This window comes from Afipia sp. MLSD5-FHT05B12 (assembly GCF_058793355.1).
Genome location: NZ_JBXAFS010000001.1, coordinates 121,129 through 136,326, shown reverse-complemented (window position 1 = coordinate 136,326; position 15,198 = coordinate 121,129). Strand labels below are relative to the sequence as shown.

Here is a 15,198-nt window from a genome sequence, read left to right as displayed (position 1 = left end):
CTTTTGCGTACTTTCAATTTCGCCTTGATCCAAATCAGCCCCCTACGGGAGGCAATGTGCTGTCTACCAATATGGCAAGCATCGACTGCGCATTTTTGGGGACACCGCCTCACGGCGCAAACTCGCGACCGCAACTCAAGATTCGTTCCTTCAATATCGATACGGGCCGCGAGAACGTCGCTGTCATATCGCGCCACTCGTGCGCTTTACGCCCCGACGTCTTTCGCGGCTTTAGCCGAATAGAACTCCGCTGCGGGGAGAAGGTTCTTCTGGCGACATTGCTGATCACAGACGATGATGCAGTGGTCGGCCCAAATGAGCTTGGGCTCGCGGCACCTGCATTTCGTCGCCTTAACGAACCCGAAGGCAGGCTGGTAAGCATTTCGCCAGCTCAACCACCGGTCAGCCTTGATGCTGTCCGGGCCAAGATTCAAGGGCACACTTTGAATGATCGACAAATCCAGGCGATTATCGATGATCTCATCCACTACCGGTATTCCGACGTAGAAATCGCCGCCTTTCTCGTAGGATCTGCGGGCTTCTTGACAACAGACGAACTGCTTGCACTGACCCAGGCGATGGCTGCGGCTGGCACCCAGCTTCGATGGCAGCAAAATATGGTCGTCGACAAGCATTGCATTGGAGGTATCCCCGGCAACCGGACATCGATGATCGTCGTACCCATTGTGGCCGCACACGGACTCACAATCCCCAAAACTTCATCGCGCGCCATCACTTCGCCGGCGGGCACCGCGGACACCATGGAAGTATTGGCGAGGGTCGATGTCGGAATACCCGAAATGAGGGAGATTGTGGCGAGGTGTCAGGGGTGCCTGATCTGGGGCGGACACGTCAATCTTTCTCCGGCGGACGATATCATGATCTCTGTTGAGCGGGTGCTGAGTCTCGACACAAATGAACAGATGGTTGCCTCAATCATGTCGAAGAAGCTGGCAGCGGGTGTAACTCACCTGCTGATAGATATTCCCGTGGGGCCTTCTTCAAAGGTAACGAGTGCTAATGAAGCACTCCATCTTCGGAAACTGTTCGAGTTTGCAGGAAGCCATTTTGGCATAGTGGTAAATGTTGTCACCACCGACGGCCGCCAGCCGATCGGTTCCGGAATTGGTCCTACGCTGGAGGCGCAGGATATTATGGCGGTGCTGGAAAACAAAGCGGATGCACCGAAGGACTTGCGCGAGAAATCGCTGAGACTCGCTGCGCAATTACTCGAGTACGATCCGGATTTACGCGGCGGCGCGGGTTACGCCAAAGCGCGCGACCTTCTGGAAAGCGGCGCAGCACTGAAGAAAATGCAGGACATCATATCCGCACAGGGCCCCTCCGGATGCGCGACGGAGCTCGGCTCCCTTCAGAGCGATTTGCTCGCAACAACAGACGGCGTGGTGAATGGCATCGACTGCCTGAGAATGAATCGCATTGCACGCACCGCAGGTGCGCCGATCGACAAAGGCGCCGGCGTCAAGATCTTCAAGAAGATTGGCGATCGGGTCGATAAGGGCGAACCTTTATACCGGATCTACTCGTGCGATCCCTCCGGATACGATCTCGCCGTACAAGCAGCCGCAGACGATTCCGGCTTTACCATTGAAAATCGAGCACCCTCAACCTAGGGGCAGTATGCACAAAATCGGCCTCCAGTATCTTCCAGACTCCCTTAAGGCTGCGACACGTCTGGCCTCCCGGGTTGACGTATTTGCGGAACCAATAATGTTGCATCGGTTCCCCGATGGTGAAATGCGTGTGACGGCGGCACCTCCTGCCGCGACCACCATCATCTATGCGTCGCTGGATCAGCCGAATGAGAAGCTGATCTCACTCCTGTTTGCAGCAGAATCCTTGCGCCGCAACGGGGCAAGTCGGCTGATCCTTATCGCGCCATATCTATGTTATATGCGGCAAGATACCGCCTTTCAGCCACTTGAGGCAATAAGTCAGAAGGTTATCGGCAACCTTCTCTCTGGGGCCTTCGATCGCGTTGTTACAGTAAACGCCCATCTTCATCGCACCAAAGACATCCACGACATCTTTCCCGGAATTGCTGCGGACGATCTATCCGCGATGCACGCCATCGCCACGTATCTGCAAGCATCAAACCTTGACCCGGAAACCGTTATTCTTGGACCAGATGAGGAATCCAGAACATGGGTCAGCGAACTGGCCAGCCGCCTCGGCGTAACCTTCGCGGTTGCGCGAAAAATCCGGCAAAACGATCAGTCCGTGAAAATAGTTTTACCAGAACGAGATTTTGGCAGCCATCCAGTTCTGATTGTCGATGATATCGTGTCCTCTGGCGGAACCCTGACGGCCTGCGCGCAAATGCTCAAATCGGCTGGAGTCAGGACAATTGATGCCATCGTCACTCATGCATTGTTTCCCGCACTTCAGGCCGAAGAGTTCACACGAGCGGGAATTCGATCGATCCAATCCACTGACAGCGTGCCGCATCCGACCAATGCTATTTTTCTCGACGCCACGCTCGCTGACGCCTTGCGCGATGAGTTCGATGACCGTGAGACGAAGGGACTGCTGCCATGAGTGTCACCATCCAATTTTGTGGCGCAGCTCATACCGTGACCGGCTCATGCTATCTGTTTACGACCTCCAGAGCGCGCTTTCTGGTCGATTGCGGACTTTTTCAGGGATCGAAGACGCTAAAGGCGCTCAACTACGATGACTTCCCCTTTCGGCCATCCGATATCGACGTTGTGCTTCTGACCCATGCTCATATCGACCACAGCGGCTTGCTGCCGAAGCTGGTCAAGGCCCATTTCAAGGGACGCATCATGGCGACCCGCGGCACAATTGACCTGTGTTCCTACATGCTACCCGACGCTGGGGGCATCCAGGAGATGGAGGTTCTCACATTGAACCGTCGAAATGTCGCCCGTGGCAAGCCGGAGGTCTCCCCTATCTATACCAAGGTCGATGCGATCTCATCGCTCACCTCATTTCAGCCGGTCGAATACGAAACGTGGTTTGAGGCAGCGCCCGGGGTCCGCGCACGTTACTGGAATGCAGGTCATTTACTTGGCTCCGCTTCAATCGAACTCGAAATTTTCGATGACTCAGAGTCAGGTTCCCCTCTGCGCATACTTATGTCGGGAGATATTGGCCCCGACGGCAAACTGCTTCAGCCTGAACCTGACGCTCCGAAAAAACTCGACTACGTAATTACCGAATCGACCTATGGCGATACTGATCGACCGCCAACGTCATCCAAGCTACGCCGCGAAAGGCTCGCTGCCGAGATCCGGGACGCGGCCGCAGCTAACGGCGCCTTGATCATTCCGGCGTTTGCGGTGGAACGAACCCAGGAATTGCTCGTCGATATCATCGACCTGATGGAGCGCGGCACGATTCCCGCCAGCCCGGTATTTCTCGATTCTCCGCTGGCTATTCGCGCGACCGAAGTATTTCGCCAGCATGCATCAAGCCTCGACAGCGAAGTTGATATTGCACGCACCTTGCGATCCCCACACCTGCGTTTCACTGAGACAGTCGATGAAAGCAAAGCCATCGAGAAACTCTCGGGTTTCCACATCATCATCGCGGGCAGCGGCATGTGCGACGCAGGGCGAATCCGCCATCATCTCAAGAATTGGCTGTGGCGGCGCAACGCGACCGTTCTTCTGGTGGGTTTTCAAGCTCAGGGCACGTTGGGACGGTTTCTCGGCGACGGCGCAAAAGCCGTGCGCATACAGGGAGACGAAATCCGCGTCGCCGCGCGGATCAGGTCAATGGATGACTACTCCGGCCATGCGGATGGGCCTGAACTTGAGCGTTGGATCGCTGCACGACGTCCAGTTCGCAAGGGTATTTTCCTGATGCATGGAGAAGACAACGCCCTGAAGGGATTGCAGCAACGTCTCGCGGACCGGGTCATTCCTGAGTCCCTCATCCATGTTCCCGTTCTCGACGAGATTTACGAACTCACAGCATCTGTTCCGACGCTCATAGAAACCACGCGCCGTCACCGTTTGACGCCCGATGCCGTTGTCCATCTGGATTGGCACAATGATATGTCGAAGCTCATTCTCGACATTAACGAAAAAATGGACGCCGCAGCGGACAACCGCGCGCGGGGGATTATCATTAGACGGCTAAGACGGGCGCTTGACGATCAAGTCTAGGCGAAACGCCCGGAAACTATATGGACGAATGGATGGCTGCCGCCGACATGCCCTGAAGCGTTGGGCGCTTCACCCTCCCCAATCTGGACGGTTCCGTAGAACGCGAAAAATGGACCGCCTCTGCTGGCGCATATGTGAAAGTCGGAAGCCGAGTACTTGTTGACAATTTTAACACATTTTAGAGGTATTTAAATACCTCAATTCCTCTTTTTCGTTGTTTTCCTGCCACACTCGCTAAGAGTCGAATAGCCAGTTGTTCCAGCACCTTAGGTAGCGTGCTACTGTTTTTTTGAAATTTTACAAGTTGTTGAATTTTGGGCGTGGGAGATTTGGGGATGCGTACATTAGCGTTTGCCGCTTCGGCATTGATGCTGAGCTGTTCGCTTCCGAATGCAGCGCATAGTCAATCTGCATTTCTGATCAACGAAGCTCTCAAGCAGGCAATAGCAACTAACCCCGGTGTTGGAGAAGCAGCTGCTAACCGTCGCGCAACTGAATCAGAACTAAGACAACAGCAATCAACACTCCTCCCGCAAGTTCGCGTTGAAGCGCGAGCCGGCCCGGAACGGTTCAATCAACAGATTGTTCCTGCACCATTGGGTAACGACACATGGCGAAATGGCCGGGACGTTTCGATCGTTGGCCGCCAGCTCATCTTCGACGGTTTTACATCTTTAAACGAAATCTGGCGTCAGTCTGCACGGGTGAATGCCGCAGCCGCTCGCGTTCATGAAAGAACTGAATTACTCGCACTGGATGCCGCAGAGGCTTACATTGATGTCATTCGCTATACGCGGCTTATTGCGATCGCGGAAGACAATGTAAGAGTCCATCGCGGCTTGTTCAGTAATGTGCAGGCTCGGTTCAAGGGCGGGCGCGCAGGCGAAGGCGATCTCGAACAGACCCGAGAACGCGTCGAAAACGCAGTGGCCGCTTTAGCAGGTTTCCGCCAAAGTCTTGACGAGGCTCGCGCCAAGTATCGGCGGGCCGTCGGACTTGAACCTTTCAATCTTCGGAATCCTCATCGCCTCGGAGGACTACCCTCCACAAAGGATGAGTCGCTTGCCATCGCGATAAAATTCAATCCGACCATCAAGGCAGCAGAAGCTGATGCCCGCGCGGCCAAGTACGCCTTCCGAAGCACTTCGGGAGCTTTCGTCCCGAATGTGTATCTCGAGGGACGAGCTTCAACAGGAATCGACGCAAACGGCTATGTCGGCAAGCGCGACGATGTGAGCGGCAAGGTGGTTGTAAGCTGGGATGTATTCCGTGGCGGTCAGGACACATGGCGTCGCTCTGAAATGGCGGAGCGGTACGTTGAAGGTACTATGCGACATGCTCGCTTGCAGCGAGATGCTGTTGAATCCATCGACAAGGCCTGGGCTGCGCGTACTCTTACCGCTGACAGAATTTCTGCTCTTAATCGACAGATCGCCTCTGACCGGAAGGTCATCGTTTCCTACCAGAAAGAGTATGAATTGGGTCAGCGATCGCTGGTCGATTTGCTGAATGGACAAAACCAACTCTTCAACGGCTTCATCTCATTGATTTCAGCACAGAGCGTGGCAGTATTCGCGGATTATCAGCTTCTCGCCGCGATGGGTAATCTGATCGAGTACGTCAAGGCGCCACCTCCAGCGGATGCTTCGGCGCTCGATGTCGAACCATTTGGACTTTTCCCGACCAAACTGCCCCCCATTATTATCCGGGATCCGGTCTCGGGGCCCGAGCCTTTGCCAGTTAAGCGGGTCGAGCCGATTCCAGCCCTGAATTACGCTTCGGCCGGTAGCGGAGAAGGTGCTGCGGTAACGAATAATTTTGCCAGTCGCTGGCAGGGGTCGTCCCCCGCGCAAGAATTGATCGACGCCGCCTCAAAGTGGTCCGTCAAATGAAGCGGCCCACACGTTGGCAGCGCGCAATAGTGCGCAACTGACTGCGCGGAAAAGACAGTGGCGGCCTTAGACACAGACATTACGCGTCTGCGGTCAGCTATTAGGCTTAATTTTAGGTTTCCGGGTCTCGGGCAACCATAGGTTTATATTGGCTAGATGCCCCTTAGCCAGGACCACGATCATTGAAAACAGATGCGGGATCCAAGACTTCAGCGAAGTCGAGTGGCATCGAGAGCACCGACCACTTGAGAGATCCGCTTGCGGAGGCACTCATCTGCCTTGCGGCTTTTCATGGGCGTGCGATTAGCCGCGAGGCCCTGATAGCCGGCCTGCCGATCGTGAACGGCCGCTTGACCGCAGCCCTCGTTGAACGCGCAGGCTTGCGGGCCGGACTCGAAGTTGAGCCGGTAAAGCGCGCGCTCGCGGACATCCCAGCACTGGTGCTGCCAGTTTTGCTGGTGACCAAAGAAGGGGCACCGTTAATTCTTAGCAGGATCGATGAAGCTCGCCAAATGACCTGGGTGATCGACCCTGAGCGCCCCGAGAGCGGCAGAGATTTAGCTATTTCCCAGCTTGCATCCATATATTCGGGGTACGCATTTTTGGTCAAACCCGCGGCAACCGCGGATGCGCGAACAGTTGCCGCCGGCGATCTTCCGCAAACCCATTGGTTCTGGTCTGTCGTTCGCAGATTCGGCTCGAACTACGGGCATGTTGCGCTGGCCGCCCTGCTGGTAAACCTGCTCGCCCTTGCAGCGCCGCTGTTCACAATGAATGTGTACGACCGCGTGGTGCCGAATGGCGCGATACCCTCGTTGGTCGCGCTCGCGGTCGGTCTCGGCCTCGCAATCGTTTTCGATTTCATCATCAGGATCGTCCGAAGCCGGATTATCGATCTTACGGGCAAAAAAATCGATGTCGTGCTGGCCGCAAACATCTTCGAGCACATCCTCGCCGTGAAGATGGCAAACAGGCCAACCTCGGTTGGCATTCTCGCCAATCAGATGAGGGATTTCGACTCTGTTCGAGAGTTCTTTACATCCGGAACAGTGGTTGCCGCCACCGACTTGATCTTTGCCGTCCTCTTCATTGGCGTACTCTTTATCATCGCCGGTCCGCTAGCTTGGATACCCTTGCTTATGCTGCCGGTTGTCATCGCGACCGGCTTCATTTTACAGCGCCCTTTGGATCGCGCGATGAAACGGCTGCAAGCCGAGTCTGCAGCTCGGCACGGCGTGCTGATAGAATCGTTGTCGGGCGTCGAAACAGTTCGCGCGACGGGCGCTGAGTCGCGCATGCAGACTGCGTGGGAACGGTCTGTTGCCGCAACCGCCCGCTCCGGCGAAGACGTGCATTTCTGGTCCTCGCTGGCTTTGACAATCTCAAGCTCCGCCCAGCAAATCACCAGTATGCTGCTCGTCGTGATCGGCGTTTTTCTGATCCTCGACGGAAAAATCACGATGGGTGCATTGATTGCCGCGAACATGCTGTCCGGCCGGGTACTCGCACCTATTTCCAGCCTCGCCTCAGTTATCACCCGAGCGACGCAAACCATAAGCGCTCTTCGCTCCATCGACAGGCTGATGTCGTTGGAGCGGGAAAGACCACCAGGCCGCGCATATGTCGCTCGAAAAATTGAAAAAGGCGCGGTCAGCTTTGAGAATGTCAGCTTCCGCTATCCTGGAGCCAAGGAAAACGCCCTTGAGAATGTTTCGTTCAAGATTGCCCCGGGAGAACGAGTCGCCATCATCGGCCGGGTAGGATCAGGAAAGACAACGGTCGGCCGCCTTTTGGCCGGGTTCTATGAACCACTCGAAGGCGGCATCGCCATCGACGGTATCGATTCCCGTCAGTATGACCCAGCAGATCTTAGAGCAGGTGTTGGCTTCGTCATGCAGGATACCGACCTGTTCTTCGGGAAACTGCGCGACAACATAACCCTCGGAAAGCCATCTGCAACCGACGAAGAGGTTATCGCAGTCGCCCGCCTGTCCGGCGTCGAGCAATTCATAGCAGGCCATCCGCTCGGTTACGACATGCCGATCGCCGAGGGCGGCCGAAGCCTCTCCGGAGGACAAAAGCAAGCAATCGGTCTGGCGCGGGCCATGATCCGTAAACCCAAGATCATTTTCATGGATGAGCCAACTGCGCACTTCGACGTGCGTAGCGAGACGGAATTTCTTGATCGCCTGAAATCGATCGCCATGTCTGACATGACTATAATCGTTTCAACACATCGCCCCTCATTGTTGACGTTGGTCAACCGGATTTTGGTGTTTGAGCGAGGCAAGCTCGTCGCCGACGGTCCGCGCGAAACCATTCTCGCTAATCTCCAGGCAAGCGCAAAGCGGCAAGCAGAAGCGTCGAAATTTGTGCCTCCGATCGTGAAATCAAATGCAGCAGTCTGACTTTGCTTTCGCAAACGATATTCGAGCCGCGGTCGAGCTACGCACGCCGCGCACGTCACGACTCGTTCTGCTCTGCACATTGGCACTATTCGTGGCTGGAATCATTTGGGCACATTTTGCCGTCCTCGACGAAGTGAAGCGCGGGAATGGCCGAGTGATCTCATCGCGTCAAACCCAGGTTCTTCAAAGTCTCGAAGGCGGGCTCGTCCTGGAAATTCTCGTGCGAGAGGGCGATATCGTAAAGCAGAGCCAGGTGCTTATGCGAATCGACGACACGAAGTTCTCCGCGGATCTTGGCGAGGTTAGAGAGCGGCGCGCTTCGAATGCTGCCCGTGTTGCGCGCCTTGAGGCGGAAGTGGCTGGCGCCGAGAAGCCCGCGTTTTCGGACGAGCTTGTCAGAAGCGCGCCTCAACTCGTCGAAACTGAGCGAAACCTGTTTGCAGCGCGCGTGAAGAAAGTATCGCAGGACATCGACGTACTGGCGCAACAGGAAACACGGCTTGCGGGCTCGCTCAAGCTGCTCAGCCGCGAGGTGGAGATCACCCGCAATCTGTATGCGCAAAGGGTGGTTCCCGAGATTGAGATGTTGCGCCTCGAACGTCAGGCCAGCGAAATACGCGGACAACTGGCGGAAACGCAATCACGCATCACAAATATCAAGACGGCCTTCCGGTCACAGGCGGAAGAAGATCTCGCCAAGTCTCGCGGCGATCTGGCCGTACTGGAAGAGAATATCAAATCAGCTCAGGATCGTGTACGCCGCGCGGATCTAAAATCTCCGGTTAACGGCATCGTCAATAAACTGAACGTAACAACGGTCGGCGCTGTGGTTCAGCCGGGCGCAAATCTGATGGACATCGTTCCGCTTGATGACAGTCTCCTTGTCGAAGGGCGGATCCGTCCGCAAGACATCGCATTTATCCGAGCTGGGCAGGATGCTGTGGTCAAGATCACAGCATACGATTCTTCGGTCTACGGTTCTCTCAAGGGCAAGGTTGAACGTATCAGCGCAGATACGATTTCCGACGACAAGCCCGAACGGGGTGAGAAAGCAGAAACATTCTATCGAGTCATGGTTCGGACGGAAAAGAACCATCTTGGAACGGCCGAAAATCCGCTACCTATTATTCCGGGCATGGTCACGACTGTTGAAATCCTGACCGGCGCGAAATCTGTGCTCGATTACATTGTAAAACCCGCCCGCATGCTTCGCGATGAAGCTCTTCGAGAGCGCTGAGGCTTCATCAGTAACGATTTGGTCAGCATTAACGCTGCGTTGCGATGCCTCAAATTCTACGTATTTTATTTCCCCCTCTTGACTCTACGGCGCAGAATACCTGCGCCTATGCGCGCCGTTTAACCCGATTCCAGCCGCTTCCATTTAATGATCGCCCCATCACACGGGAACGGGATCAGCATCATGGCTGACCGACGCTCCTGGGATGCAGGGGCGTTATCATGGCGAGCTATTCCGCGGCGCATACCATTACAGGGGCGATTATCGGCCTGGCGGTTTTGACGGCCAGTGCTTTTCCTGGTGAAGCGGCATCAAAAGCCAAACCCAGGAAGCATATTTTCGACGATCTGGTGACGCCTTCAATGCTGGCGCCCGTCTCACCACCCGCCCGCCCCCAGGCCGGCGACGCGCGTTTCTTTTCCATTAATAGTGTTTTGGCGAGGCTTGATGGCAAGCCCCGCATCGACAAGCCCGTTCAACTGGCATCCGCGGCCAGCAATGAAGTTCTTTCGGACGTGCCAACCGGACTGAGGATGACAGCTGAGCCCGCGGCGCAGACGACCAACGAACCTTTTGGCCTTTTTTCATTTCGGGCCCCGGAAGGTATACTTTGGCGCAAATGGCGCGCGGCGAAGGCTGATATTTCTGCCGGGCAACGGCAAGTCGAAGCCTGCCGAGCAGACAGCCCAGACTGTAGCAATGCGGCGCGCCGGTTCATCCTGATTGTTGATGAAGTCCGTAATCAGACTGGCGCAGCGCGGATCGAGACAGCAAACCGCCTGATCAATACCGCAATCCGCTACATGAGCGATCTCTCACAGCATGCTGCCGTGGACGTCTGGTCGGCACCGTTGGCATCGCTCGGTACAGGCCGGGGCGATTGCGAGGACTACGCTATCGCAAAATACGTGGTGCTGCGGGAAGCAGGTGTTCCGGAACAGGATCTGCGCATCCTTTTGGTCCGCGACCGAAAAGCACGCGAAGATCACGCTGTTCTCACCGTCAGGAATGGTGATGCGTGGGCCGTCCTTGACAACCGGAGCTCCGCTTTAGCGATTGACAGCGACCTGCGCCACTTCACGCCTCTCTTTGCACTCGATGACGGTGGGGTAAGCCTCTTTGCATCGCCTTACCTGACGCAGCGGCTAAACGGGGAAGCAAGGGCGGTTTTGCCAGCATCCGACGCCGTCGCCGGAATCGATACCGAGACAAGCTGGCTGCAGGAAGCCGCCAGCAATCGCACAGAAGCACAGTTCCTCGGCAGCGCCTCGGGTGCCGCTACGTTGCCGATCCTCATGTAACACCGTTGCCGGCGCACGGAATGGCGAGATCAGCAACTCACCGATCATCGTGACGGCGGCCGAGGCCGCGATCAGACCTCGGCATCCGCTACCAATAATGCCGTGTTTGCGGTACGGCTTAGCATGTCCGGTGCATGGCAATCGCTTTCATGCTATATTCCAATGACTTCATCGCTTCAGCGCAGCTTTGCGCTGATCCAGGCCGCGCGAGGATGTCGTGGAAGCTGACGATAGAATTTTGCGTCAAGGCAAATTGCGTACTGTCGCGAACTACCTGGCAGGGGCAACTCTTGTCGCCGGGATGAGCTCAGTCGCTCTGGCGCAGGCCCAGACGGTCGAACGCCTGGCCAAGGGACCGCCAGCGAAGGACATACGGCTCGGAGTTTATCTCAATGTCCAGCCCGACTGCACGTCGGGCACCTTGCCGACGATACGCCTGCTCAGTCCGCCCGCCAATGGAGCGGTAAATATCAAACGCGGCAAGGTGAGCGCTACGAACTATAAGCAGTGCCTCGCGCTTGAAGTTCCGGGCTACATCGCATTTTACCGTTCGAAGCCGGATTTCTCAGGCGTTGACGTCGTAACGATCGAGATCAAATACCCTGGCGGCCGCACCGAAGTTCAGCGTATCAGCGTGACGGTTGGCGGAGGACCGGGCGGACAGAAGATTTAGGCGGACAGGCGTTATCTGCCGGATCCAGAACTAAAAATCCGCCGGGGATGACACGGCGGATTTTGCGTGGGGCGAGAATCTCGATCGTCATACGACTGCGGATTGCACCGCGTGAGCAGCGTCCTCGTACATAATGGTGATCGCTGACGGCGTATTTGGCAGCGAAGTCGCCACCGTTACAAAATTGGTGCCGTTGAGATTGCCATCCACATCGACCTGAAGGGTGGTTCCTGTGTGAACAACGTACTCGCTGAGGCTGTGACCAGACGCAACCGAGAACAATGCAGTGAGATCGATCTTGTCGCCTTCGGCGTTATTGAAGTCGCCGATGATGTCCGCCGCAGCCGTGTCGGTCAGCCTGAAAATGTCCGCACCCAAGCCGCCGGTCAGATTGTCCGCGCCGGGACCGCCGATCAAAATGTCGTTGCCGCCATTGCCGAAGAGTGAATCAATGCCAAGCCCTCCAGACAACACGTTGGCAGCGCCATCGCCATTGAGAGTGTCCGCAAAATCAGACCCAATGATATGGGGGTTCGTCACCGTCGAAGTGTAAGTGTGGGAATCACCAATCAGATCGCTCGAATGGTTCTGAATACCGGAACCTGGCTGCACAAGCGTGATACCGAGAGTGCTTGCGGCAGTATCGCCGTCACCATCCACCACCAGGATCGGAACATCGAGGCTGACGGGGGCAGTGGTTTGAACCGCAGCGCCGAAGCCGGTGATTGCAAAGTCATCGCCAGCCTGATTGAGGAGCTCGAGGCTGTGGTATCCATCGGCCGTATAGGTTGCAATGGTCACATTAGTATCAAGGACACCAATGATCTTGGCTGCATACTTGACGCCCGCGCCCGGGTCCACATCGACAAACTGGACGTTGTAGGTCCGATCCCCAAGGCCCCCGGGATTTCCGACTGTGAAGTCTGTCGCCGTGGTTCCGATGGCCGCGAAAGTGATGACCTCGGACTCACCATCATAGTTGATGATGATCTTGTTCACGGAATCGAGAATTCCGTCACCTACGATGTTATTGGCGTCGGTCGCTACCGTTTCATCTCGCGCGGTAATCTGCAACGTTGTGTTGGTAGAACCGTCTCCAAATTTTATCGTGGCACCATTCGTATTGTAGTGATCATCAAACACGTAGTCACGGTTTGATGTGTCTCCGTAGCCTCCAGCTCCACCAGTGTCCCCTGTGAGATCGATCACGAAATCAAGTCGAACACCCTCGCCGTCTCCGATGTTCTGGCCGCCAGATCCGCCGCCTGCGCCTGTGGAATTGGCGTTGTTATTGACAGTATCGGCAGTTCCGATCGGGGTGATCAGAATGTCGCGAGAATCGTCATCGACGGGCGTATCGTTATCCTTCTGACCGGCAGGCACCAACGCTACCCACGCCGTGTTGCCGCCGTCGAACTGGTAGGAGCCATCGCTGAAATTAACAGTACTGATACTGTCTACGACTGCATTCATATCGACAGAGTAAGTTGCGGCCGCCGGATTGAGCGTGACCACAAAAACCGACGCCAGGCCGGCCATAGCCGTCAGCGTTAAACCGTCACCGGATACCGTGTAGGTGATCGACACGCCGTTCGATGTTAGCCCACTCAAAGCTCCATCAAGTGAGGCCGGGAATCTGACCGTACCCGCAGCATCAGCGCCATAGTTGTTGGCGAGTGTATTGTCGAAGTCGAGGCCGAAAATCACCGGCGAACCGGCGCCATTAGACATTACAGCGTAATCGGCGATTGCCGCCACGGGAACATCGTCTATCACATTGATTGTGAAATTTGCGATCGGCTCGTCATCGTTCAGATCGCCGTTATCAGTGACCTTGACAAGATTGTTGAAGTTGATGCCGATGATGTTTTCGACATTGTCAGCCGCCGGAACGGTATGATGATCGAGGTTATCGAGCAATGTGAACCGATATTGACCATCGGCCGGCTGGTTCAGTTCGAGCGTGAAGACTATTCGATCAGCACCGCTAAAGCCGGCTCCGCTGACTTCAACGTAGCCCGTCAACGTGTCACCACTGACGTGGAACAATACGGCTGCGCCGTCCGAGGTGAGAGCGCCGCCTCCTGCCTTCGTAACGGCGCTGCCTTCAATAACAGAATTTACTGAATAGCTGAGCGTGCCTTCGTCGCCGGTAAAGCTCAGTGGCGGCGAGAAGGTGCCGACAAACACATTGGTTGTGACATTTAGATTGCCGGCGGTGTCCTGGTCGTTGTTTGGCGCGAGCGACGCCGAGCTGATATCGTCAATGCCACCTGGAACGCCGTGTTCCTCTTCCACGAGGCCGACGATACTGCCTGTGATCGCAAGCGGCTGATTGACGTTGACGATCGTAAGGGTCTGCGAGTCGGACGAGTTATCGCCATCGCCGTCTGTCGCCTTCAGCGTGAAGGTGACATTCTCATTCGAAGTCACCGAATTTGCGACAAAATGCCATTGCAGATCGGCATCCACCGTCAAAGTGCCGGCCGTCAGACCGTCTCCGGCACCAAACGTGACAGTATTCGAGCCGACTGCAAGCGACAGCGTTTTCGTAACCGCACCAACGGTTACGTCAACCGACGTCACGCCATCTGCACCTGCCGTGAGGGTCCATGTTCCATCAATTGTTTGATTTTCATTCACAGAGTTCGGCATATTGACGATATCGAGAACAGGAACATCGTCGTCGATCACGACCGTGAAGCTGGTGTTGCCGGTCGAGCCGTCGCTGTCGGTCACAACCGCGTTCACCGTGAACGCCGGCGTGTCGTTCTCGTTGAGCCCGTCGGCATGCTTCACCGGCTGCAGCAGCGTCAGCGTGTAGCCGGCGCCGGTGTCCGTCGGAACCCCCAGCACGATCGTGAACACCACGTCCGACACACTCGTGCCGTACCCCGTCAGCGTCCGCGTCCCGGCATCCCACGACGTCTGGATCGCCGTGCCGTCAAGCTTGAACAGGCCCGTCGCGTTGCCCGCCGTCGACAGCGCAACGCTGCCGATATGGTCAGCCCCCAGCGTGTAGCTGATCGTCCCCGTCAGCGTCTGGTCGTCGTCACCCGTCTGCGTGTCGTTGGCCCCGATCACCGGGATGTTGTCTTCGTCCGCCAGCAGGTTCGCAGGCGCAGCACCCATTGTCACGCCGCTGTCGGTGCGGCTCACCGTGAACGTCGCCGTATCGGTGTCGTTGTCGCCGTCCTTGATCGTGTAGGTGAACGTCTCGACGTCCGTCACCCCGTTCGCGACGTTCGACGTGTTCGTGTAAATCAGATGCCCGCTGCCATCGATCGTCACCGTGCCGCCATGGTCGCCAACCGCAATCGTCAGCGAATCCGCCGCCGCCGCGCCGTCCGCGCCGTACTTGTCATTCGCAAGCAGCACCGACGCCAGGCCGAGATCCACACCAGACGCGTTCTCGTTGTACGGGCCGTAGCCCGCATCGTTCGCCGCAACCGGTACATCGTCGTCGATCACGACCGTGAAGCTGGTGTTGCCGGTCGAGCCGTCGCTGTCGGTCACAACCGCGTTCACCGTGA

The 15,198-nt window shown here is 56.3% G+C and carries 9 protein-coding genes; 8 read left to right on the top strand and 1 reads right to left on the bottom strand.

Annotated features, from left to right (window positions below):
- Positions 1-71: 71 nt before the first annotated feature.
- The 8 genes from AC1Q6J_RS00545 to AC1Q6J_RS00510 all read left to right on the top strand — a co-directional run bounded on the left by AC1Q6J_RS00545 (position 72) and on the right by AC1Q6J_RS00510 (position 11,665).
- A complete protein-coding gene (locus tag AC1Q6J_RS00545; protein ID WP_492277716.1) occupies positions 72-1,634 on the top strand; it encodes a thymidine phosphorylase family protein in 1,563 nt (520 codons plus the stop codon).
- 7 nt (positions 1,635-1,641) lie between these two features.
- Positions 1,642-2,559 carry a ribose-phosphate diphosphokinase gene (locus AC1Q6J_RS00540; protein WP_492277367.1) on the top strand — a complete coding sequence of 306 codons (918 nt, stop codon included), beginning with the start codon at positions 1,642-1,644 and terminating at the stop codon, positions 2,557-2,559.
- Positions 2,556-4,154, top strand: coding sequence for an MBL fold metallo-hydrolase RNA specificity domain-containing protein (locus AC1Q6J_RS00535; RefSeq protein ID WP_492277366.1), 1,599 nt, complete (start codon positions 2,556-2,558; stop codon positions 4,152-4,154). The genes AC1Q6J_RS00540 and AC1Q6J_RS00535 overlap by 4 nt, the downstream gene beginning before the upstream one ends.
- 335 nt (positions 4,155-4,489) lie before the next feature.
- The gene (locus AC1Q6J_RS00530; RefSeq protein ID WP_492277365.1) at positions 4,490-6,046 is read left to right on the top strand and encodes a TolC family outer membrane protein; all 1,557 of its coding nucleotides are present in this window, start codon (positions 4,490-4,492) and stop codon (positions 6,044-6,046) included.
- A 182-nt stretch (positions 6,047-6,228) separates the two neighbouring features.
- Positions 6,229-8,454 carry a type I secretion system permease/ATPase gene (locus AC1Q6J_RS00525; RefSeq protein WP_492277364.1) on the top strand — a complete coding sequence of 742 codons (2,226 nt, stop codon included), beginning with the start codon at positions 6,229-6,231 and terminating at the stop codon, positions 8,452-8,454.
- Positions 8,441-9,691, top strand: coding sequence for an HlyD family type I secretion periplasmic adaptor subunit (locus AC1Q6J_RS00520; RefSeq protein ID WP_492277363.1), 1,251 nt, complete (start codon positions 8,441-8,443; stop codon positions 9,689-9,691). The genes AC1Q6J_RS00525 and AC1Q6J_RS00520 overlap by 14 nt, the downstream gene beginning before the upstream one ends.
- Before the next feature lie 221 nt (positions 9,692-9,912).
- Positions 9,913-10,992, top strand: a complete 1,080-nt coding sequence (locus tag AC1Q6J_RS00515; protein ID WP_492277362.1) for a transglutaminase-like cysteine peptidase — start codon at positions 9,913-9,915, stop codon at positions 10,990-10,992.
- A 217-nt stretch (positions 10,993-11,209) separates the two neighbouring features.
- Complete coding sequence (locus AC1Q6J_RS00510; RefSeq protein ID WP_492277361.1) at positions 11,210-11,665, top strand: hypothetical protein; 456 nt, start codon at positions 11,210-11,212, stop codon at positions 11,663-11,665.
- Positions 11,666-11,752: 87 nt separating this feature from the next.
- Here AC1Q6J_RS00510 and AC1Q6J_RS00505 read toward each other — a convergent pair whose 3' ends face one another.
- A complete protein-coding gene (locus AC1Q6J_RS00505) occupies positions 11,753-15,181 on the bottom strand; it encodes a beta strand repeat-containing protein (protein ID WP_492277360.1) in 3,429 nt (1,142 codons plus the stop codon).
- Between the last annotated feature and the right edge of the window lie 17 nt (positions 15,182-15,198).